Annotated in this window: 18 protein-coding genes, 1 tRNA gene and 1 pseudogene; 4 read left to right on the top strand and 16 right to left on the bottom strand. The window is 69.5% G+C overall.

Annotation, left to right across the window (positions count from 1 at the left end; genetic code table 11):
* Positions 1 to 178: 178 nt before the first annotated feature.
* From AC3ETA_RS03250 to AC3ETA_RS03235, 4 genes are all read right to left on the bottom strand, one after another.
* Positions 179 to 1,609, bottom strand: coding sequence for a GH1 family beta-glucosidase (locus AC3ETA_RS03250; protein ID WP_432191267.1), 1,431 nt, complete (start codon positions 1,607 to 1,609; stop codon positions 179 to 181).
* Between the two features lie 139 nt (positions 1,610 to 1,748).
* Positions 1,749 to 2,651, bottom strand: coding sequence for a carbohydrate ABC transporter permease (locus AC3ETA_RS03245; protein WP_432191266.1), 903 nt, complete (start codon positions 2,649 to 2,651; stop codon positions 1,749 to 1,751).
* Positions 2,648 to 3,676, bottom strand: coding sequence for a carbohydrate ABC transporter permease (locus AC3ETA_RS03240; protein ID WP_432191265.1), 1,029 nt, complete (start codon positions 3,674 to 3,676; stop codon positions 2,648 to 2,650). The genes AC3ETA_RS03245 and AC3ETA_RS03240 overlap by 4 nt, the downstream gene beginning before the upstream one ends.
* A complete protein-coding gene (locus AC3ETA_RS03235; protein WP_432191264.1) occupies positions 3,673 to 4,998 on the bottom strand; it encodes an ABC transporter substrate-binding protein in 1,326 nt (441 codons plus the stop codon). Before AC3ETA_RS03235 ends, AC3ETA_RS03240 begins: the two co-directional genes overlap by 4 nt.
* Positions 4,999 to 5,377: 379 nt before the next feature.
* Here AC3ETA_RS03235 and AC3ETA_RS03230 point away from each other — a divergent pair, with 379 nt between their 5' ends.
* Complete coding sequence (locus AC3ETA_RS03230; protein ID WP_432191263.1) at positions 5,378 to 6,433, top strand: LacI family DNA-binding transcriptional regulator; 1,056 nt, start codon at positions 5,378 to 5,380, stop codon at positions 6,431 to 6,433.
* A 72-nt stretch (positions 6,434 to 6,505) separates the two neighbouring features.
* Here the strand turns inward: AC3ETA_RS03230 and AC3ETA_RS03225 are convergent.
* The 5 genes and pseudogenes from AC3ETA_RS03225 to AC3ETA_RS03205 all read right to left on the bottom strand — a co-directional run bounded on the left by AC3ETA_RS03225 (position 6,506) and on the right by AC3ETA_RS03205 (position 9,758).
* Positions 6,506 to 6,885 (bottom strand): annotated as a pseudogene (locus AC3ETA_RS03225) (GNAT family N-acetyltransferase).
* A gap of 40 nt (positions 6,886 to 6,925) precedes the next feature.
* Positions 6,926 to 6,998: transfer RNA gene (locus AC3ETA_RS03220), tRNA-His, on the bottom strand.
* A 117-nt stretch (positions 6,999 to 7,115) separates the two neighbouring features.
* The gene (orn, locus tag AC3ETA_RS03215) at positions 7,116 to 7,718 is read right to left on the bottom strand and encodes an oligoribonuclease (protein WP_432191262.1); all 603 of its coding nucleotides are present in this window, start codon (positions 7,716 to 7,718) and stop codon (positions 7,116 to 7,118) included.
* Between the two features lie 106 nt (positions 7,719 to 7,824).
* On the bottom strand, positions 7,825 to 9,063 hold the full coding sequence (locus AC3ETA_RS03210) for a helix-turn-helix domain-containing protein (protein WP_432191261.1): 1,239 nt from the start codon (positions 9,061 to 9,063) through the stop codon (positions 7,825 to 7,827).
* Between the two features lie 377 nt (positions 9,064 to 9,440).
* Positions 9,441 to 9,758: a hypothetical protein gene (locus tag AC3ETA_RS03205; RefSeq protein WP_030944390.1), complete on the bottom strand. Its 318-nt coding sequence runs from the start codon at positions 9,756 to 9,758 to the stop codon at positions 9,441 to 9,443.
* 346 nt (positions 9,759 to 10,104) lie between these two features.
* On the opposite strand from AC3ETA_RS03205, the gene AC3ETA_RS03200 reads away from it, so the two are divergent.
* A complete protein-coding gene (locus AC3ETA_RS03200) occupies positions 10,105 to 10,632 on the top strand; it encodes a universal stress protein (RefSeq protein WP_030944387.1) in 528 nt (175 codons plus the stop codon).
* A gap of 151 nt (positions 10,633 to 10,783) precedes the next feature.
* Entirely contained in the window at positions 10,784 to 11,350 is a 567-nt protein-coding gene (locus AC3ETA_RS03195) for a GPR1/FUN34/YaaH family transporter (protein WP_432191260.1), read from the top strand.
* Between the two features lie 193 nt (positions 11,351 to 11,543).
* Here the strand turns inward: AC3ETA_RS03195 and glmS are convergent, their stop codons facing one another.
* The 3 genes from glmS to AC3ETA_RS03180 all read right to left on the bottom strand — a co-directional run bounded on the left by glmS (position 11,544) and on the right by AC3ETA_RS03180 (position 14,638).
* Positions 11,544 to 13,361, bottom strand: a complete 1,818-nt coding sequence (gene glmS, locus AC3ETA_RS03190) for a glutamine--fructose-6-phosphate transaminase (isomerizing) (protein WP_432191259.1) — start codon at positions 13,359 to 13,361, stop codon at positions 11,544 to 11,546.
* Positions 13,362 to 13,375: 14 nt separating this feature from the next.
* Positions 13,376 to 13,633 carry a hypothetical protein gene (locus AC3ETA_RS03185; protein WP_030944376.1) on the bottom strand — a complete coding sequence of 86 codons (258 nt, stop codon included), beginning with the start codon at positions 13,631 to 13,633 and terminating at the stop codon, positions 13,376 to 13,378.
* A 120-nt stretch (positions 13,634 to 13,753) separates the two neighbouring features.
* Positions 13,754 to 14,638 (bottom strand): DUF4429 domain-containing protein, encoded by an 885-nt coding sequence (locus AC3ETA_RS03180; RefSeq protein ID WP_432191258.1) that lies wholly within the window; start codon positions 14,636 to 14,638, stop codon positions 13,754 to 13,756.
* A gap of 95 nt (positions 14,639 to 14,733) precedes the next feature.
* Between AC3ETA_RS03180 and AC3ETA_RS03175 the strand changes: the two genes are divergently transcribed.
* The gene (locus tag AC3ETA_RS03175; RefSeq protein WP_432191257.1) at positions 14,734 to 16,326 is read left to right on the top strand and encodes a beta-N-acetylhexosaminidase; all 1,593 of its coding nucleotides are present in this window, start codon (positions 14,734 to 14,736) and stop codon (positions 16,324 to 16,326) included.
* Between the two features lie 143 nt (positions 16,327 to 16,469).
* Here AC3ETA_RS03175 and AC3ETA_RS03170 read toward each other — a convergent pair whose 3' ends face one another.
* Genes AC3ETA_RS03170 through desA form a run of 4 tightly spaced genes read right to left on the bottom strand, consistent with a single transcriptional unit; the run spans position 16,470 to position 21,499 of the window.
* Entirely contained in the window at positions 16,470 to 18,242 is a 1,773-nt protein-coding gene (locus AC3ETA_RS03170; RefSeq protein ID WP_432191256.1) for an IucA/IucC family protein, read from the bottom strand.
* Positions 18,239 to 18,793: a GNAT family N-acetyltransferase gene (locus tag AC3ETA_RS03165; protein ID WP_432191255.1), complete on the bottom strand. Its 555-nt coding sequence runs from the start codon at positions 18,791 to 18,793 to the stop codon at positions 18,239 to 18,241. Before AC3ETA_RS03165 ends, AC3ETA_RS03170 begins: the two co-directional genes overlap by 4 nt.
* Positions 18,790 to 20,073, bottom strand: a complete 1,284-nt coding sequence (locus AC3ETA_RS03160; RefSeq protein ID WP_432191254.1) for a lysine N(6)-hydroxylase/L-ornithine N(5)-oxygenase family protein — start codon at positions 20,071 to 20,073, stop codon at positions 18,790 to 18,792. The genes AC3ETA_RS03165 and AC3ETA_RS03160 overlap by 4 nt, the downstream gene beginning before the upstream one ends.
* The gene (desA, locus tag AC3ETA_RS03155) at positions 20,057 to 21,499 is read right to left on the bottom strand and encodes a lysine decarboxylase DesA (RefSeq protein ID WP_432191253.1); all 1,443 of its coding nucleotides are present in this window, start codon (positions 21,497 to 21,499) and stop codon (positions 20,057 to 20,059) included. Before desA ends, AC3ETA_RS03160 begins: the two co-directional genes overlap by 17 nt.
* Positions 21,500 to 21,549 lie beyond the last annotated feature (50 nt).

Here is a 21,549-nt window from a genome sequence, read left to right as displayed (position 1 = left end):
CGGTAGGCCCACCCGACCACGGGGGGCGCGCCCCGGCCGGTCTTCCCCCCATCCGGCCGGGGCGCGCATGTCTGTCCGGGGCCCCTGGAGATTCCCTCCGGCCCGGCGGTCACGCACGACCGCGGGGCGCGGCACGCTCCCTCACCGCGCCGCGCCCCGTCCCCCGGACCCCCGTCGGCTAGAACACCTCGTCCACCTCGGGCAGCGTGCCCGTCCGGGCCGCCTTCGCGTACCAGTGGGCGCTCGACTTCGGCGTCCTCGTGAGGGTGGCGTAGTCGACGTACACCGCGCCGAACCGCTTCTCGTAGCCGTACGCCCACTCGAAGTTGTCCAGCAGGGACCACAGGTAGTAGCCGCGGACGTCCGCGCCGTCGGTGATCGCGCGGCGGACCGCCGCGAGGTGGCCGTGCAGATAGGCGATGCGCTCCGGGTCGTGGACCCGGCCCTCGGAGTCGGGCTTGTCGTCGTAGGCCGCGCCGTTCTCGGTGATGTACAGCGGCAGGCCCGGCGCCTCCCGTGTGTACCGCATGATCAGCTCGTGCAGGCCGGTCGGGTCGATGGACCAGCCCATGGCCGTGCGGTCACCGGGGGTCTGGTGGAACAGCACGTCGTCCGCGCCGGGCCACGGCGAGTGCGCGCTCGCCCCGTGGCCGTCGGCGCGCGGGCCGGCCTGCTCGGCGTCGGACGCGGAGACCAGTGCGGGCGTGTAGTAGTTCAGGCCCAGCGCGTCGAGCGGCTGGTTGATCGCCGCCAGGTCGCCGTCCAGGACGTACGACCAGTCCGTCAGCTGCTCCGTCGCCGTGAACAGGGTGGCCGGGTAGGCGCCGTGCAGGATCGGGCCGTGGAAGATCCCGTTGGCCAGGTCGTCGATCTTCCGGGCCGCCACCAGGTCCGCGGGGTCCTGCGAAACCGGCCGCACGGTGGAGGAGTTGAGGCTCAGGGCCACCGAGTTGCGGGCGGGCATCACCGAGCGCAGGGCCGTGGCGCCGAGGCCGTGCGCGAGGTTGAGGTGGTGGGCCGCGCGCAGTGTGGCGACGGGCTCGGTGCGGCCCGGCGCGTGGACGCCGGAGCCGTAGCCCAGGAAGGCGCTGCACCACGGCTCGTTGAGCGTGATCCACTGCTCCACGCGGTCGCCGAGCGCCGCGCCGACGATCTGCGCGTACTCGGCGAAGCGGTGGGCGGTGTCGCGCTCCGGCCAGCCGCCCGCGTCCTCCAGCTCCTGCGGCAGGTCCCAGTGGTAGAGGGTGACGGCGGGCTTGATGCCCTTCGCCAGCAGCTCGTCCACCAGCCGGCGGTAGAAGTCCAGGCCCCGCTGGACCGCGGGCCCGCGCCCCGTGGGCTGCACCCGTGACCAGGAGATCGAGAAACGGTACGCGCCCAGGCCGAGGTCGGCCATCAGCGCCACGTCGTCGCGGTAGCGGTGGTAGTGGTCGACAGCGATGTCACCGTGCTCGCCGCCGGCCGTCTTGCCCGGGGTGTGGCTGAAGGTGTCCCAGATCGACGGCGTGCGGCCGTCCTCCCGGACCGCTCCTTCGATCTGGTACGCGGAGGTCGCGGCACCCCAGAGGAAGGCGGGCGGAAAGGACACGGGTGTCATGGGCTCAGGCATGGAAGCGCTCCCATATGGGGTCGTGGAGACCGACGAGTACGAGTAGGAGGGGACAAGGGGGAGAGCGGGAGGGGCCGGGGGCCGAGGCAGCGGTGACTCGGCCCTTGGGGTCGTACGGCCCGAGCGGGGCGCGGCGGCGTCAGCCCTTGACCGCGCCCTGCATGATGCCGCCCACGATCTGCTTGCCGAACAGCAGGAAGGCGATCAGCAGCGGCAGCGTGCCGAGCAGCGCGCCCGCCATGATCACCGCCTGGTCGGGGACATAGCCGGTGCCCAGGGAGTTGAGCGCCACCTGCACGGTCGGGTTCTCCTGGTTCAGGGCGATGATCGGCCACAGGAAGTCGTTCCAGGCGAACACGAAGGTCAGCAGTCCGAGGACGGCCATCGCCGGCCGCGCCGCCGGGAACACCACGTGCCAGACGACCCGCAGACTGCTCGCGCCGTCCACCCGGGCCGCCTCGATCAGCTCGGTCGGCAGCGCCTGCACCAGGTACTGCCGCATGAAGAACGTGCCGAAGGCCGTGCACAGCGTCGGCAGGATGACCGTCTGGAGCTGGTTCGACCAGCCGAGGTCCGCCATCCACAGATACAGCGGTACGACCGCCAGCTGCGGCGGGATCATCATCGTGCCGATCGTCAGCAGCAGCAGGGCGCCGGAGAACTTGAAGCGGAGCTTGGCGAAGGCGAAACCGGCGAGCGTGGAGAACAGCACCGTGCTGATGGTGATCATGCCCGCCACGAAGATGGTGTTGAACATCGCCGTGCCGAGCCCGCCCTCCTCCCATGCCCGTTCCATGTTCTTGAACAGGTTCCCGCCGAACCACAGCGGCGGCGGGGTCTCCGCGAGGCGCTGGTTGTTGCGCGAGGCCGCGATCGCCGTCCACACCAGCGGGGCCAGCGAGACCAGCGCGAAGAGGGACAGGACGACATAGGTGAGCGGGCCGGCGTGCAGCTGCTTGCCGGCACCCATGATCCGGGGCCGCTCGCGCCGGGTCCTCACGGGCTCCGTGGACGGAGGCGTCGTCAGTTCGGTCGTGGTCATTGCGACTTCCTCAGCCGTCGGGAGATCAGCAGCTGGATCACGGCGACGATCAGCAGGATCAGGAACATCGACCAGGCGATCGCGGACGCCTTTCCGAGGTTGCCGATGATCCAGCCCTGGTCGTACATGTACAGACCGAGCGTCTGGTACTGGTGCTCGGAGCCGCCCTTGGAACCGGAGACCCCGCCGAACAGCAGGGGCTCACCGAAGAGCTGGGTCGCGCCGATCGTGGAGACGACGACCGTGAACAGGATCGTCGGCCGCAGCTGCGGGATCGTCACATGGATGAACTGCTGCCAGCGGCCCGCGCCGTCGATCGCCGCGGACTCGTAGAGGTCGACCGGGATCGCCTGCATCGCCGCCAGGTAGATCAGCGCGTTGTAGCCGGTCCAGCGCCAGATCACGATCGAGGACACCGCGAACTGCGAACCCCAGTCGGACTCGCGCCAGTTGACCGGGTCGATGCCGACGAAGTCCAGCAGCCAGTTGATCATGCCGCCGTCCCAGGAGTACAGCAGCACGAACACCAGCGTCGCCGCCGCCACCGAGGTGGCGTACGGGGTGAGCATCACGACCCGCCACACGGTCGAGCCGCGCAGCTTGTAGTTGAGCAGATGCGCCAGGCCGATCGCCATCAGCAGCTGCGGCACCGTGGAGATCACACCGATGGTGAAGGTGTTCCACAGCGCGTTCCAGAAGAAGTCCGAGGAGAGCAGGTTCTCGTAGTTCTTCAGGCCGGCCCAGGTCTGGCCGTCGAGATTGGCCAGCTGCACGTTGTGCAGCGAGTACCAGGCCGTGTACAGCAGCGGGACGAGCGAGAACGCTCCGAACACGATGAAGAAGGGGGCGATGAACGCGTACGGCGATGCCTTCATGTCCCAGCGGTACAGCCGGCTCCGCCAGGAACTGCTCCCCGGCGGCGGGGTACCGCGACCGTGCGCGCGGCCGGACGCGCCCGGCTGGTCACCGGGCGCGGCGTCGGCACTCGACGCGGGATGCGCGAGGGCCTGCTTGGAACTGCTCACTGGCCGAGCACGTCCTTGATCTCGTTGGTCGCGGCGTCCCAGCCCTGCTCCGGGCTCTTGCCCTTCTGCTCGACCTGCAGGATGCCGATGTCGGTGATCGCGGTGCCGATCGGCTGGTCCTTGGTGCCCAGGTACTGGGTCGGGATGGTCTCGGCGGAGGCCGAGAAGATCTCGGTGATCGGCGCGTCGGAGAAGTACGCCTGAGTGGCGGCCGCCGGCTTCAGGCTCGGGTACGACGAGGGGGCCGACGGGAAGCTGGCCTGCTTGGCGAAGACCTTCGCCTGCTGCTCGGGCGCGGTCAGCCACTTCGCCAGCTCGACGGCCTCCTTCTGGTGCTTGCTCGCCGTCGGCACACCGATGAACGAACCGCCCCAGTTGGCCGCGGTCGGCGCCGCCGCCACGTCCCACTTGCCCTTGCCGGCCTCACCGGACTTCTCCTGGATGTAACCGATCATCCAGGCCGGGCAGGCGACGGTGGCGAAGGTGCCGTTGGCGTAGCCCTGGTCCCACGGCTTGTCGAACTGCTTCAGCTTCGCGGACATGTTGCTGGTCGCCACGTCCATGGCGACGTCCCAGGCCTTCTTCACACCGGCGGACTTGTCCCAGACGACGTTGCCGTCCTTGTCGTAGTACCGCTCGACCTCACCGCCGAGGGCCGCGTTGTAGACGGAGGAGGCGGAGTCCACGAACTTGGTGCCGCTCGGCGCCTTCTTCATGTAGTCCTTGCCGAGGTCGACGTACTTGCCCCAGTCGCCCTTCCACTGCTCGGCGAGCTTGGTGCGGTCGGTCTCCAGACCGGCCTTCTCGAACAGGTCCTTGCGGTAGCAGATCGCCATCGGGCCGATGTCGGTGCCGAGCCCGATCAGCTTGCCGTCCTTCGTGGTGGCCTGGGCGTTCTTCCAGTCCAGCCACTGGGACTTGTCGGCCTCCTTGCCGAGGTCGACGAACTTGTCGGCCTGCGTCTGCACGGCCTCGGTGACATTGCCGACCTCGATCGCCTGGATGTCGTCGGTGCCGGAGCCGGCCTGGAGGCGGGTGAGGGTCTTGGGCCAGTAGACGTCGGTGCGGGTGGTGACGTTCTCCTTGATGTTGATGTCGGGGTGGAGCTTCATGTACTCGTCGTAGAGGCCGGCCTGCTTGTAGCCGAAGACACCGAAGGTGCCGATGGTGAGTGTGGTCTTGCCACCGCCTCCGTTGCCACCGCCCTCGTTCGAAGAGCCGTCGTCCGAGTCCTCGGCGCAGCCGGCGAGCAGCCCTGTCGTCAGCGCGGCTGCGGCCGCGAGGGCCATCAGCCGGCGGGACCTGCGGGTACTCGTGCGCATTGCGTCCTCCTGTTGCCTGACGTGCCGACCCCCCGGCCAACTGCATTGTTGGGCCCGTTCGTTTGTACTCGCTGCGGCTCGGGCGGGGAACGTGCGGGATGTGTAGGTGTCAGGTACTGTGGGAGCGCTCCCACAGGTGATGTGTTGAAGGTTCGTCGGTCCGAGCGGGGGTGTCAAGGGAGCGGACGCGGAGTTATGTGTTCAGTTATCGGCCCGTTAGCTAACTCGGCAGGGCTGGTGGCACGGGTACGAACTCGGCCAAGATCGCGGGAATTCGGCCGCGGCGGGGGCCTTGATCCACGGTCCCCGCGGCCGGTCACGGCAGCGGCGGGACTGTTAAATTCCAGGCCAACGGAATGGTCAACGGGAGGCGGAGCCCATGGCAACCCACGGAGCGCGGGGCCGGAGCGGCGGTCGGCCCACCCTCGAAGAGGTGGCGGCCCGCGCGGGCGTCGGACGCGGCACCGTATCCCGGGTGATCAACGGCTCGCCCCGGGTCAGCGACGCGACCCGCGCGGCGGTCGAGGCGGCCGTCGCCGAACTCGGCTACGTCCCCAACACCGCCGCCCGCGCCCTCGCGGCGAACCGCACGGACGCCATCGCGCTGGTCGTGCCCGAGCCGGAGACCCGGTTCTTCGCGGAGCCGTACTTCTCGGACATGCTCAAGGGTGTGGGCGCCGAGCTCGGTGACACCGAGATGCAGTTGCTGCTGATCTTCGCGGGCAGCGACAAGGAACGGCGCCGCCTGGCCCAGTACCTGGCCGCGCACCGCGTGGACGGCGTCCTGCTGGTCTCGGTCCACGCGGACGACCCGCTGCCCGACCTGCTGGCCCAGTTGGAGATCCCGGCGGTGATCAGCGGTCCGAGATCGGCCGCCGAGACGCTGACCTCGGTCGACTCGGACAACTACGGCGGTGCCCGCTCGGCCGTCGAGCACCTGATGGACCGCGGCCGCGGCCGCATCGCGCACATCACCGGCCGCCTCGACGTCTACGGCGCCCAGCGCCGCGTCGACGGCTACCGCGACGCCCTGCGTGACGCGGGCCGCCCGGTGGACGACGGGCTGATCGAGTCCGGCGACTTCACGGAGGAGGGGGGAGTCCGCGCGATGCGGGCCCTGCTGGACCGCCGCCCCGACCTCGACGCGGTCTTCGCGGCATCGGACGTCACCGCGGCCGGCGCCCGCCAGGCCCTGCGCGAGGCGGGCCGCCGCATCCCCGAGGACGTCGCCCTGGTCGGCTACGACGACTCCGCCATAGCCCGCCACATGGACCCGCCCCTGACCAGCGTCCGCCAGCCCATCGAGGAGATGGGCCGCCGCATGATCGACCTCCTGCTCGCCGAGATCGCGGACCGCCGCCCGGCGGCGTCGAGGGACCTGGAACGGACCCAGGCCGTCCTGGCCACGGAGTTGGTGACGCGGGCGTCGTCCTGAACGCGGGGGCTCCGACCGCCGGTCGCGCCGGGCGGCCGGTGTGCGGGACCCGGCGTCAGCCGCGGTGTGACGTCACCGGGGCAACTGTTGTCGGTGCCACCGGACCTTCCCGTCCTGCCGCTCCTCGGTCGGGGTGAGGCCCGCCGCCGCGGCGACCGTGCGGACGGGGCCGCGCCGCTGCCACGGCGTGCCGATCACCCGGGCGATCCCGGCGACGCCGTCCGCGGTGATCGTCGCCTGGACCGTGCCCACGAGGCACGCCCCGGCGCGCAGCCGCAGCACCCAGTTGCACCGGGACACGGCCGGGTCGCCGGAGCCGGCGACGAGACGTTCGTAACGATGAAGCGGTGCAGCGCGGGGTCCGCGAGGACGGCGGCCATCTCCTCGGCGTGCTCGACGCGCAGGGGCTCGGCGGATACGCGAGGTTCGGAACCGCCGGGAAACGCAGTCAGCCGGTGACTTCATCGCCGAAGTCACCGGCTGACCACCAAGGGTGAGTGACGGGACTCGAACCCGCGGCATCCTGGACCACAACCAGGTGCTCTACCAGCTGAGCTACACCCACCATGACCGGTTGTTGACGTCCGTGGAGTCCCCGACCGGCCGAGAAAAAGTGTACAGGGTCCGAAGGGGTGCTCGCGCACGCCTTTTCGCGGCACCCTTGCGCACCCCCCTCGCACACCTACTGAGCAGGCAGGACGTGCTTCGCGGCGATCGCCTTCGCGGTGTCCGAGTCGGGGCCGGGCTGGGGCACGAAGACGGCCTCGCGGTAGTACCGGAGTTCGGCGATGGACTCGCGGATATCGGCGAGGGCGCGGTGGTTGCCGTTCTTCTCCGGGCTGTTGAAGTAGGCCCGCGGGTACCAGCGCCGGGCGAGCTCCTTGATGGAGCTGACGTCCACGATCCGGTAGTGGAGGTAGTCCTCCAGGGTCGGCATGTCGCGCAGCAGGAAGCCGCGGTCGGTGCCGACGGAGTTCCCGCACAGCGGTGCCTTGCCGGGTTCCTTGACGTGCTCGCGGACGTAGGAGAGGACCTGCTCCTCGGCGTCCTTCAGGGTCGTGCCGCCGGCGAGTTCGGCGAGCAGCCCGGACGCGGTGTGCATCTGACGCACCACCTCCGGCATCGTCTCCAGCGCCGCGTCCGGCGGGCGGACGACGATGTCCACACCCTCGCCGAGGATGTTCAGCTCGGAGTCGGTGACGAGGGCGGCAACCTCGATGAGCGCGTCGTCGGACAGCGAGAGGCCGGTCATCTCGCAGTCGATCCACACCATGCGATCGTTCATGCGCCCACCCTACGGCTGACGTCCGTTCTTGGGTGCCCCGCGTCGGTGTGGAGGTCCTCGAACGCCGGACGGGCCGAGTGGATCGGCCCGTCCGGTGTCTACGACGTCACATGCCGCTGCGCTGGCTCGGCAGGCCGGCGCGGCTGGCCGCGTACGCCTCGCGGCCGTTGTCCGACGCCACCGAGAGGGGCGCGGACGTGCCCATCGGCGCCGGTGTGCGCCGGGCCTGGAGCGGGACCGGTCCGGCGTCGGGGTACACGGAGGGCGGTGGGCCCTGCGTCATGCTCGGTCCCACCGTGGGCTCCGGGTCCGTGGGCTTGTCGCCCTGCGGACGCCGGGCACGGTACGCCGCCCGGTACGCGGCCGGTGACGAGCCGAGCTGGCGGCGGAAGTGGCCGCGCAGCGCCACCGGCGAACGGAAGCCGCAGCGGCCCGCGACCTCGTCCACCGAGTAGTCGGACGTCTCCAGCAGACGCTGCGCCTGAAGGACCCGCTGGGTGATCAGCCACTGGAGCGGAGCGCTTCCCGTCAGCGAGCGGAACCGGCGGTCGAAGGTCCGGCGGCTCATGTACGCGCGCGCCGCCAGCGTCTCGACGTCGAACTGCTCGTGCAGGTGCTCCAGCGCCCAGGCGACGACCTCCGCGAGCGGGTCCGCGCCGATCTCCTCCGGTAAAGATCGATCGAGGTAGCGCTCCTGACCGCCGGCTCGGCGCGGCGGGACCACCAGGCGGCGGGCGAGCGCTCCGGCCGCCTCGTTGCCGTGGTCCGTCCGCACGATGTGGAGACAGAGGTCGATTCCGGCCGCGGTGCCGGCCGATGTCAGCACGTCGCCGTCGTCGACGAACAGTTCACGTGGATCCACATGAACCGACGGATAGCGCTTGGCCAGCGTCGGTGCGTACATCCAGTGTGTCGTCGCGGGACGGCCGTCCAGCAGGCCCGCCGCCGCGAGGACGAAGGCGCCGGTGCACAGCCCGACGATGCGGGCGCCTTCCTCGTGCGCCCGGCGCAGAGCGTCGAGCGCCTCCTCCGGTGGCGGCGAAGTGATCGAACGCCAGGCCGGCACGACGACCGTGCCCGCCCGTGAGATCGCCTCCAGGCCATGTGGCGCGGTGAGTTCCAGGCCCCCTGTGGTCCGCAGTGGGCCTTCCTCGCCGCCGCACACCAGTAGTCGGTAGCGCGGCACGCCGGCGTCCTGGCGGTCTATCCCGAACACCGACAGCGGTATGGAACTCTCGAAGATGGGGCCGCCGCTGAACAGCAGCACCGCGACGATCTCCTTGCGGCGTCGCCCGGAAAGCTTCCGGGCCGCGGCTTCCGGCGCGGCAGTGGAGTCGTGGCTCATACTGCTAAGCCCCCCTCGGTGGTCGCGGCTCCTCGGTTGTGTCGCTCCTGCACGTTTCCCCTCGGTCCTGCACGAGTCCCCCGCCGTAGACAGTCAAGATCGAATCTACTGTGTCGCGTCGCGCCGCAGTGGCCGGTTCGGCACTCGGCACATTGTCGACTTGGCAACTTGGCGTGAAGCATTCGATCACGAAGCGTTGCACTCGCGGGCCGTGCAGGGAAGTGCGCCTTGTCGCAGTGGCCAATCCACGTAGGGTGCGCAGACCCCCTGAGGCCCTTTCCGTGCAGGTGGAACGGGGGTTGGGGGGTGTTCTGGGCGGGGGATGCATGCGCGCCAGAAGTTGGCTGAAAAGTGGCGTGCCCGTGCGTGAAAACCGGTCAGCCGACCGGTGTATTTCCCCCAGTGTGACGTCCGCCTCTATGAGCCCCGGTTCCGGTGCGGTGATGGCGTCCGCGGCGCCGGGGCGACGGGCCGTGCAGTTCCTCCTGCCGCAGCCGCGTCGCGCCGCGCTCCGACTGGCGCAGCAGCAGGCGGCACACGGCCGTCACGGCGGCGAGGCCGAGGGCCGTGCCGGTGGCGCCGGCGAACGAGGTGCCGTACCAGAGCAGGACCACGGGGACCAGGACGCAGCTGAAGGCCGCCCAGCGGACCACGTCGGTGGTGCTGTCCTCGGCGGGGGTGCGAGGTCCGGACATGGATATGTGCTCCTGGGCTGCCTGGGCGGTGGCTCGTGGTGATCAACGCGGGGCGGGGCGGTCGGTCACTGGTGAACGGCCGTCCGTACGGCGCGCGCAGGTGAATCCTGTGCAAACCGCCTGTACACCGCAGCAAGCATTGCGTTACGGGCGTCCCCTCGTGCATGCTCCCTGGAACCCGCACCGACCGTGAGCGGGTATCTGGGCTAAGGAGGCGTGCCGCCGTACCCTTGGGGTATGGGGTTGGGAAGACCATTCCCGGACACAGCTCCGCCGCACACTGCCGCATCCATCAACGAGCTCCGCTCGCGGGCCCCCATATAAGGATCAATACGCCGAGACAGCCATGGCCGGTCACGAATTCTTCGAACCAGCGGACCGCAAGCGGCCCGTCGCCGACCCCACGGCGGCCGAGCCCCTGGCGGCGGAAGAGCCACGCCACTCCTGCGATCCAGCCTTCAAGCACGGCGTCGTCGTCGGCTTCGACGGCTCCACCTCCAGTGAGCGCGCCCTCGCGTACGCCATCGGCATGGCTCATCGCTCCGGGTCGGGCCTGATCATCGTCCATGTCGCCAACCGGCTGCCCACCACGGTGTGGGCGGGCTGCGAGCCGCCGGTCTTCGTCGACGTACCGGACCACCGCACCGAGGTCCTCGGCCTCGAACTCGCGTGCGCGGACTACCTCGCCGAGGTGCCGTGGATCCTCGTCGAGCGCGGCGGCGACATCTGCCACGAACTCGAAGAGGTGGGGCGGGAGTACGAGGCGGACGCGATCGTCGTCGGCTCCACGCAGGGCATCGTCGGGCGGATCTTCGGGTCCGTCGCGGGGCGGCTCGCCAAGCGGGCCAAGCGTCCCGTCGTTGTCATTCCGTGACTCGCCGTTGTCCCAGGTGAGATGAGTCGTTCGGGACGGCGCACTCCTTATCTGCGAAGCGTGAACTTACCCAGGCGTAGAGGTGTTTGTGCCCTTGTGAAGGGCATATATCGCACACCGCACAACTGCACATGCATGAAGGGAGCCCGCCGTGGACAACGACGTCTCTGCGGGAAGCGGAATCACCGGCGTGGTCGGCCGACTCGCCCTCGGAATCACCCTGTTGGCCTTCGGCCTCGGGTACGCCGATGTGATCGACGGCGTGTCGGCCGCTGACGCCGTATCAATCGCCCAGTACGTGGGCGGCATTGCCCTCTTCGTCGCCGGGCTGATGGCCCTCAGGGATCGTGACGCCGCGAACGGCACCGCGTTCGTGGCCCTCGGCGCGCTCTGGTTCACCTGGGCCGTCGCCGCCGGCAGCCAGGTGTCCGCCAATGCCGCGGGGCTCTTCCTGCTGCTGTTCGCCCTCGTGGCGCTGTCCCTCACACTCGCCGGTGGCGACCAGCTCGGTCAGGGCACGTACGGGCTGTTCTTCGTCGGCCTGCTCCTCATGGCCATCGCGAGCTTCGCCGACAACGACGGACTCACCAAGGTGGGCGGCTGGTTCGCCGTCGCCGCGGGGGCCGTTGCCTGGTACGCCGCGACGGCCGCCCTGGCCCACTGGCCTACCGCACTTCCTCGACGCGCTGCGGGCCGGGGGGTGACGGCCGCCGGTTAGCTGCGCAGGCTGGGGGGTTGGGCGGCCCCCCGGCGAAATGACGGACCCCCCGTCAGTGGTGGCATCACGGGGGGTTCGTCGCTGTTTCGTTGGCCTCTGCGGGTGTGTGTGCGCTGATCGCGCCCACGCGGCGGAGCCGCAGATCGATACAGCCCCGCGCCCCTGAAAGCCAGAGCCCAAAAGCCAGAAGCCTCTATTCGACCGTGACCGACTTTGCGAGGTTCCTCGGCTTGTCGATGTCCCTGCCCAGCGCCAGCGCCGTGTGGTAGGCGAGGAGTTGGAGGGGGATGCCCATCAGGATCGGGTCGAGTTCGTCCTCGTTCTTCGGGACGACGATCGTCTGGTCGGCCTTCTCCTGGTGCTGGTGGGCCACCGCGAGGATCTTGCCGCTGCGGGCCTTGATCTCCTCCATGGCGGCGCGGTTCTTCTCCAGCAGGTCGTCGTCAGGAACGATCGCGACCGTGGGGAGCGCCGGCTCGATCAGGGCCAGCGGGCCGTGCTTCAGCTCGGAGGCGGGGTAGGCCTCGGCGTGGATGTAGGAGACCTCCTTGAGCTTCAGGGAGGCCTCGCGGGCGACCGGGTAGCCCCGGACACGGCCGATGAAGAGCATCGAACGGGCCTCGGCGTACTCCTGGGCCAGCTTCTTGATCTCCTCCTCCTGCTCCAGCATCTCGGCGATCTGGGCGGGCAGCTTGCGCAGGCCCTCGATGATCCGCTTGCCGTCCCGGACGGAGAGGTCGCGGGTGCGGCCCAGGTGCAGGGCGAGCAGGGCGAAGGCCACCGTGGTGTTGGTGAAGCACTTCGTCGAGACCACGCAGACCTCGGGGCCGGCGTGGACGTAGACGCCGCCGTCGGCCTCGCGGGCGATGGCGGAACCGACGACGTTCACGACGCCCAGCACCCGGGCGCCCTTGCGCTTCAGCTCCTGCACGGCGGCGAGGACGTCGTAGGTCTCACCGGACTGGGAGACGGCGATGTAGAGCGTGTCGGGGTCCACGACCGCGTTGCGGTAGCGGAACTCCGAGGCCGGCTCGGCGTCCGCGGGGATGCGGGCCAGCTCCTCGATCATCTGGGCGCCGATCATGCCCGCGTGGTACGAGGTGCCGCAGCCGAGGATCTTCACCCGGCGGATCTGGCGGGCCTCGCGGGCGTCCAGGTTGAGGCCGCCGAGGTGCACGGTGGAGAAGCGGTCGTCGATGCGGCCGCGCAGCACGCGGTCCACGGCGTCGGCCTGCTCGTGGATCTCCTTGTGCATGTAGGTCTCGTGGCCACCCATGTCGTAGGAGGCGGCCTCCCACTCGACGGTGGTGGGCTCGGCGGTCGTCCGGGTGCCCTCCGTCGTGTAGGTGCGGAAGTCGTCGGCCTTGAGGGTGGCCATCTCGCCGTCGTCGAGGGTCACTATCTGCCGGGTGTGGGCGACCAGCGCGGCGATGTCCGAGGCGACGAACATCTCCTTCTCGCCGATGCCGAGGACGACCGGGGAGCCGTTGCGGGCGACCACGATGCGGTCCGGGAAGTCGGCGTGCAGCACCGCGATGCCGTACGTGCCCTCGATGAGGCGCAGCGTCTCGCGGACCCTGTCCTCCAGCTTCTCCGCCTGCGAGCGGGCGATGAGGTGGACGAGGACCTCGGTGTCGGTCTCGGAGAGGAACTCGACGCCGTCGGCCTCCAGCTTGCGCCGCAGGTCGGAGGCGTTGTCGATGATGCCGTTGTGGACGACGGCGACCTTGCCCTCGGCGTCCAGGTGCGGGTGGGCGTTCACGTCGGAGGGGGCGCCGTGGGTGGCCCAGCGGGTGTGGGCGATGCCGGTGGTGCCCTTGAAGCGCGCCGGGACCTTGGCCTCCAGGTCGCGGACCCGGCCCTTGGCCTTGACCATCTTCAGGGCGGGCGCCTTCGGGGAGGAGACGACCACGCCGGCCGAGTCGTAGCCGCGGTACTCCAGGCGCTGGAGCCCCTCCAGCAGGAGGGGGGCCACGTCACGCTTCCCGATGTATCCGACGATTCCGCACATATATATAGGTATCCCTAGCCGTAGACGATCCGGCGCAGCTGCCGGAGCGTGAGCTCCGGCGGTGCCACCGTCCGGTATTTCAGGTCCGCCTCGATCCGCTCGAAGATCGTCGCGTTCACCAGGCCCTGGGCCTGGAGCTCGCGGTGGCGGCGACGGACGAACTCCTCGGTCGTCTCGTCGAAGTAGGCGAGCACGTCCTGGATCACCCGCAGCGCCTCGCCCCGGCTGAGGGGCGTGCTCCGGGTCAGATGATCAACAAGGTCGTCGTGCACTCGGTAGATCCTGGGGTATCGGGGGCCGCTTCGCAAGAATTCTGCCCGATTTCGGGCAGGAGGGTGTCGGGGGGTGCGAGATCCCCGCCGGCCTCGGCATCTCCAGGTCACCCAGAAGTGCTAAATCCGCTTCAGCACGGCCTGCTTGGCCATCGTGAACTCCTCGTCCGTCAGTACGCCGGTGCGATGGAGCTCGCCGAGTTCGCGCAGGCGGCGCAGGAGCGCGTCGTGGTCGTCCTCGGCGGACGCGACCGGGGTGGCGGGCAGTTCCGCTCGCGCCTGCGGTACGTCCGCGGCGGTGGCCCTGGCCGGATGCGGCAGGCGGGCCTGGACCGCCGCTGCGACCAGGGCCATCAGCGGGTCCTTCTTGAAGCCCCACAGCTCCACGGCGTTGGCGTCGTACTTGGGCGGCGCCTTGGTGGAGGCGTTCCTGACGGTGAAGCGGAGGTGGCCGTTCTCCAGGCCCGCCGCCGGATGCCACTCCACGGCCGTGATGTCGGCCAGCGTGAGGGAGCGGGTGCCCGCGGCGGCCTTGGCGTCCTCCGTCTTCCAGTTCCACTCCAGACGGACCCGCTCGCCGTCGAAGCTGGCGGTGGCGTCCCCGGCGGAGACCGACAGCGGGACCGAGGGGCTCGGCACCAGATACGCGTCGACCGGGTCGCCCGGCACCTCGTCCAGCAGCAGGGCGTTGCGCACCTCGTCCACGAAGTACTCCGCGACGCCGTAGCGGTCGGACTCCACGATCAGCTGGTACGGGTCGTTGGGCTCGGTCAGCCGGCCGCCGGTGGCGTGCAGCAGCGGGTCGGCGCCGTCGCGCAGGCGCAGCCGGAGCCGTCCGGCCTTCTTGCCCTGCTCGAAGGAGACCCCCGCCAGCGCCCCCAGCGGGAGCGTCAGTTCACCCAGCGTCTTGCGGAACAGGCTGACGTTCTTGTCCCGTCCGGGAGTCAGCCGCAGTGCGTCGCCGTCGAAGACCCACGTGCCGTCCTTCTGGATGATTTCCGCCATGGGGTGGATTGTTCCACCAGACTCACGAGAGAGTGGTCCAGACCTCTTGGAGCGCCATGGCTCAAGGAAGGGACACTTCTGTGAGAGATCGCCGCGTGAGACAGCACCACAGAACGCTCCGCCTTCTCGGTTCCCTGCTGCTGGTCGCGGTGGGCGCCTCGGTGACGGGAGCCGCCCCCGCCCAGGCGGCCCGGCCCACCCCGCTCGACCGCGTGGTCCCCGCGCCCGCGTCGGTCACCCCGGGCGCGACCCCCTACCGGATCACCCGCGACACTCGGATCCGGGTCGACGACTCCCGCGAGAGCCGCCGCGTCGGCGAGTACCTCGCGGGCATCCTCCGTCCCTCCACCGGCTACCGCCTCCCGGTCACGGACGGCGGCGCCGGAGGCATTCGACTCCGGCTGTCCAAGGGCTCGTTCGGGCCCGAGGGCTATCGCCTCGACAGCGGCAGCAAGGGCGTCACCATCACCGCCGCGGCCCCCGCCGGGCTCTTCCACGGCGTCCAGACCCTGCGCCAGCTGCTCCCGGCGGCCGTCGAGAACGACTCCGTCCAGCCCGGCCCCTGGCTGGTCGCGGGCGGCACGGTCAAGGACACCCCGCGCTACGGCTGGCGCGGCGCGATGCTGGACGTCTCCCGGCACTTCTTCACCGTCGACCAGGTCAAGCGCTACATCGACCAGCTCGCCCTGTACAAGATCAACAAGCTGCATCTGCACCTCAGCGACGACCAGGGCTGGCGCATCGCCATCGACTCCTGGCCGCGGCTGGCGGCCCACGGCGGCTCGACCCAGGTCGGCGGCGGCCCCGGCGGGTACTACACCAAGGCCGACTACAAGGAGATCGTCCGTTACGCGGCCTCCCGCTATCTGGAGGTCGTCCCGGAGATCGACATGCCGGGCCACACCAACGCGGCGCTGGCCTCCTACGCCGAGCTCAACTGCGACGGCGTCGCGCCGCCGCTCTACACCGGCACCGAGGTCGGCTTCAGCTCGCTGTGCGTGAACAAGGAGATCACCTACGACTTCGTGGACGACGTGATCCGCGAGCTCGCCGCGCTCACGCCGGGCAAGTACCTGCACATCGGCGGCGACGAGGCGCACTCCACCAGCCACGCGGACTATGTGACGTTCATGGACCGTGTGCAGCCGCTCGTCGCCAGGTACGGCAAGACCGTGATCGGCTGGCACCAGCTGACCGGGGCGAACCCCTCGCGGGGGGCGTTGGCGCAGTACTGGGGGCTGGACGGTACGAGTGCCGAGGAGAAGGCGCAGGTCGCGGCCGCCGCGCGGAACGGGACGGGGATCGTGCTGTCTCCGGCCGACCGGATCTACCTCGACATGAAGTACACCGCCGACACGCCCCTGGGGCTGGACTGGGCCGGGCTGGTCGAGGTGAAGCGGTCGTACGACTGGGACCCGGGCGACTATCTGCCGGGGCTGCCGGCTGCGGCGATCCGGGGTGTGGAGGCGCCGCTGTGGTCGGAGACGCTCACCAACTCCGACGACATCGAGTACATGGCGTTCCCGAGGCTGCCGGGGGTGGCCGAGTTGGGGTGGTCGCCGGCTGCGACGCATGACTGGGATGCCTACAAGGTGCGGCTGGCTGCGCAGGCTGTGCGGTGGGAGGCGCTCGGGATCGACTTCTACCGGTCGCCGCAGGTTCCGTGGGACACGGTGTCGGCACAGTGATTCGGCTGCGGGCCCGGTGGGGGCTGGTCGCGCAGTTCCCCGCGCCCCTTGGGCGCGTTGCCGCCAAGGCCCCTTAGAACGCGCCGACGGGCACCCCGGGGGACCGTACCCCGGGGTGCCCGTCTGTCCGTGTGGGGCCGTGATTACAGCCCCGCGATGGGGTTCTTCAGGTTGCCGACCAGCTGGAGGGCGCCCGCCGGGTCCGCCAGGTCCACCATCTGCTTGTTGTCGCGCAGCTGGAGGCGGTTGAGGCAGGACAGGGCGAACTCGGGGGCGAACATGTCGTACTGCTTGAACTTGTCGGCGAGTTCGGGCACCGAGTGCTGGTAGTCCCGGGTGACCTCGGCGACCGTGCGCCAGAAGTCGTCCTCCTGCAGGATCCCCTCGGTCGCGAGGTTCGCGGCGAGGAAGCGGAAGAAGCAGTCGAAGACGTCGGTGAAGATCGACAGGAGCTTCTTGTCCTCCGGCACGTCCACGCGCAGCCGCTCGACCGCCGGCGGCAGTACCGCGTCCGGGTCCATGACGGCGATCTCCTCGGCGATGTCCTTGTAGATCGCCCGCTCCACGACGCCGTCCTTCAGGACGAGGATGACGTTCTCGCCGTGCGGCATGTACACCAGGTCGTAGGCGTAGAAGCTGTGCAGCAGCGGGGTGAAGTACGCCTTCAGGTAGCGGCGCAGCCACTCCGCCGGCGTCAGACCCGACTGCTCGATCAGCGCGCCCGCGAAGGAGGCGCCCTCGTGGTCGACGTGGACGAGGGAGGCCATGGTCGCCAGCGACTCGCCCTCGCGCAGGGAGGACACCGGGCTCTCGCGCCACAGGGCCGCGAGCATCTTGCGGTACGGCGAGTAGCGGTCCGTCGCGGCCTCGTACTCCAGGTGCCGGTAGCCGACGGCGGCACGCTCGCGGATGATCGACAGACCGGTGGCCCTGAGGACCGGGTCGTTGTCGATGAGCTGCGCCAGCCAGTCGTTGATCGCGGGCGTGGCCTGCATGTAGGCCGCCGAAAGACCGCGCATGAAGCCCATGTTGATGACGGACAGGGCCGTCTTCACATAGTGCTTCTCGGGGCTTGAGGTGTTGAAGAAGGTCCGGATGGACTGCTGGGCCAGGTACTCGTCGTCGCCCTCGCCCAGGCAGACCAGGTACCCGCGGGCGACCTCGGCGGCGAAGGTGACCGTGAGCTTGTTCCACCACTGCCAGGGGTGGACGGGGATGAGGAGGTAGTCGGCGGGGTCGAGGTCCTGGTCGGTGAGTGTGTCGCGGAAACGGTTCAGCGTCACATCGCCCAGCTCGTCCCGCAGAAAGGCCTCGTACTCGATGCCGACTCCCGCGGTGAACGCCGCTCGCGACTTGTGCGCGGCCAGCCACACCAGCCGGATCGGGCTCGCGGTCTCCGGGGCGTACGACAGGTACTCGTGGATGCCGAAGCCGAGCCGTCCGTTGTTGGCGACGAAGCAGGGGTGGCCCTCGGTCATGCCGGTCTCGATGGCCTGGAAGCCGGACCCGGCCAGCTCGGCGACCGTGACCTCGGGCTTGGTGAGCTTGTAGCAGGTGCCGGAGAGGGTGGAGGAGATCTCCTCCAGGTAGACCGGCAGGACCTCGTCGCTCAGGCCGAGGGACTTCTGCAGCTCGATGAAGAAGTCCAGGGCGGCGAGCGGGAGTTCGGCCCCGTCCCGGTGCCGGGTGATCGAGCCGGCGTCGACCTGCCAGTGGTCGAGCGCGCGGAGCACCGCGGTGAAGGTGTACCGGGTCAGGCCGTCGTCGCTGCGGACGACGTACTCGCCGGCGCCGGTGGACTCCGGCGTGATGAGCCGCTCGTGCGCGAACTCGGCGAGGGCCTTGCGGATCAGGAGGCGGTTGGCCCGCGCCCAGCGGTGGGGGGACAGGTGCGCCACGGCGTCGGACAGGGTCATACGGCAACTCCTCGGGCGGCCAGGCTGTGCCTGTTGAAGAAGCGGTCGCGGGTGCAGAAGCTCAGCAGGGCGCGCTTCTCCGGCTTGTCGATCTCACGGACGGGCACAAACCCGACGGCCTCGTTCAGCGCGTGCACGGCCTTGTTGCCGACGTCGGGCTCGACGACGACCCGCCGGGTCTCCGGGTCGGCGAACAGCTCGTCCATCACGGCGGTGATGACCGCCTTGGTGAAGCCGTGGATCGGCCGGTCGGTCGGCGCGACCAGGAAGTGCATGCCGACGTCGCCGGGCTCGGGCTCGTACAGGCCGACCAGCTCCACGTACCGGGGGTCGTAGCTCTCCATCAGGAAGGCCGGTTCGCCGTCGTGCAGGCCCAGGTAGGCGTGGTGGTGCTCATGGGCCGCGATGCGCATGTACTCGCGCTCGACGTCCTGGAGTTTCGCGTCCTGCATCATCCAGAACGCCGCCTTGGGGTCGGTGACCCAGCCGTGCAGCAGCTCGGCGTCCTTGAGCGGGTCGAGCGCGCGGAGGGTGAACGTGCCGATGCTCATACGGAGAACTCCTGGAACGCGATCGTCTTCTCGACCGGGTAGTACTCGGTGCCGAGCAGCTCGCGGATGATGTACGCGTTCCGGTACGGGCCCATGCCGAGGTCGGGGCTGGTGATGCTGTGGGTGTGGACACCGGCGTTCTGCAGGAAGACCCCGCGGCCGGTGACGTCGATCGCGTAGTTGCGGGCGACGTCGAAGTTGCCCTGGGAGTCGTGGACCAGGCGGTCCTTCACGGGCGTGAGGAACTCCGGCTCGGCGTACTTGTAGCCGGTGGCCAGCACCAGGCCCTGCGAGTCGAGGTCGAAGTCCTTGCCCTGCTCCTCCTGGCGGAAGGACAGGGTGTACGTGCCGTTCTCGTACTTCGCGCCGTTCAGCGAGGAGTTGGTGAGCAGACGCGTCGGGACCGGGCCGCCGAGGTTCTTCTGGTAGAGCAGGTCGAAGATCTCGTTGATCAGGTCGCCGTCGATGCCCTTGAACAGGCCCTTCTGCTCGGCGGTGAGACGGTAGCGGGTCGCCTCCGGCAGCTCGCGGAAGTAGTCGACGTACTCCGGCGAGGTCATCTCCAGCGTGAGCTTGGTGTACTCCAGGGGGAAGAACCGCGGGGAGCGGGTGACCCAGTTCAGCCGGTAGCCGTGGACGTCGATCTCGCTGAGCAGGTCGTAGTAGATCTCCGCCGCGGACTGCCCGGAGCCGACCAGCGTGATCGACTCCTTCTTCTGGAGCTCGGCCTTGTGCTGGAGATAACGGGAGTTGTGCAGGAAGTCGCCGCCGAGCTCCCGGCAGGACTCGGGTATGTAGGGCGGGGTGCCCGTGCCGAGGACGAGGTGACGGGCGCGGTAGACGTCACCGGCGGTGGTCCGCACGACGTAGACCGCGTCCTCGTCCTGGTACGTGACCTCCGTCACCGTCGTGCCGAAGCGGATGCTGCTCAGTTTGCCCGCGGCCCAGCGGCAGTAGTCGTCGTACTCGACCCGCAGCGGGTAGAAGTTCTCGCGGATGTAGAACGAGTACAGTCGGCCCTTCTCCTTCAGATAGTTCAGGAAGGAGTACGGCGAGGTCGGGTCGGCCAGGGTGACCAGGTCCGACATGAACGGGGTCTGAAGGTGGGCGCCGTCCAGGAACATGCCCGCGTGCCACTCGAAGTCGGGCTTCGACTCCAGGAAGACACCGTCGAGCTCGTCGATCGGCTCGGTCAGGCAGGCGAGGCCGAGGTTGAACGGGCCGAGCCCGATCCCCACGAAGTCATGGGTCTTGGTCGGGTTTTCAGGACGCGCGGTCAAGGGACTCTCCCAGGTACTGCTCGGCGTGGCCGGCGATCAGGTCGAGGACGGCGGCGATGTCTTCGGTCGTCGTCTCGGGGTTGAGCAAGGTGAACTTCAGGTAGTGGCGGCCCTGGACCTTGGTGCCCGCGACCACCGCGTCGCCGGAGGCGAACAGGGCCTTGCGGGCGTACAGGTTGGCGCGGTCGGTCTCGGCCGGGTCGGTGACGGCGGCCGGGATGTAGCGGAAGACGAGGGTGGAGAGCGTCGGCTCCACGACCACGTCGAAGCGCGGGTCGGACGCCAGCAGCTGCCAGCCCTCGACGGCCAGGTCGCAGACCTCGTCGAAGAGCTGCCCGATGCCGTCGGCACCCATCGTGCGCAGCGTCATCCACAGCTTGAGGGCGTCGAACCGGCGGGTGGTCTGGAGGGACTTGTCGACCTGGTTGGGAATGCGCTCCTGCACCATGCGCTTCGGGTTGAGGTACTCCGCGTGGTAGGTGGCGTGGCGCAGGGTCGAGGCGTCGCGGACCAGCACGGCGGACGAACTCACCGGCTGGAAGAAGGACTTGTGGTAGTCGACGGTGACCGAGTCGGCCCGCTCGATGCCGTCGATACGGCCCCGGTACTTCACGGAGGCGAGCAGACCGCAGCCGTATGCGGCGTCGACGTGCAGCCAGGTGTTGAACTGCTCGCACAGCTCGGCGATCTCCGGCAGCGGGTCGATGGAGCCGAAGTCCGTGGTGCCGGCGGTGGCGACGACCGCCATGGGCACCAGGCCGTCCTTCGTGCAGCGCTCCAGCTCATGGGCGAGCGCGACGGTCTGCATCCGCTTGTCGTGGTCGACGGGGATCGACACGACGGCGTCCTGGCTCAGGCCGAGCAGTTTCGCCGACTTCTTCACGCTGAAGTGGCTGACCTCGGAGGCGAAGATGCGCAGTTTCGCGAACGAGTCGGACTTGGCCTCCTCGCGCGCCAGCAGCAGCGCCTGGAGGTTGGACTGCGTGCCGCCCGAGGTGAAGACACCGTCGGCGTTCTCGCCCAGACCTATTCGGGCCGTCGTCCAGTCGATGAGCTTGCGCTCGATGAGGGTGCCGCCGGCCGACTGGTCCCAGGTGTCCAGGGAGGAGTTGACGGCGGAGAGGATCGCCTCGCCGAGCACGGCCGGGATGACGACCGGGCAGTTGAGGTGGGCGAGATAGCGGGGGTGGTGGAAGTAGATCGCGTCCCGGAGGTAGACGTCCTCCAGCTCGTCGAGCACCGCGGCGGTGTCGAGCAGCGGCTTGTCGAGGTCGATCGCGTCGATGGCCGGGGCGAGGGCGTCGACGGTGACACCGGTGAACGGACGGTCGGTGGCGGCGAGTTTGGCTGCCACCCGCTCTATACCTTCGGTCACGGAGCTGCGGTACCGCTCCGCGGTCGTGTCATTGAGCAGGTGCGAGCGCATGGGGAGGTCCTCCGGTGGGGACGGGCCGTGAAGTGCGGGGTGCCGTGCGG

This window comes from Streptomyces sp. bgisy027 (assembly GCF_057710365.1).
The sequence above is the reverse complement of the archived record's forward strand: the minus strand, read 5'-3'. Positions and strand labels throughout refer to the sequence as shown.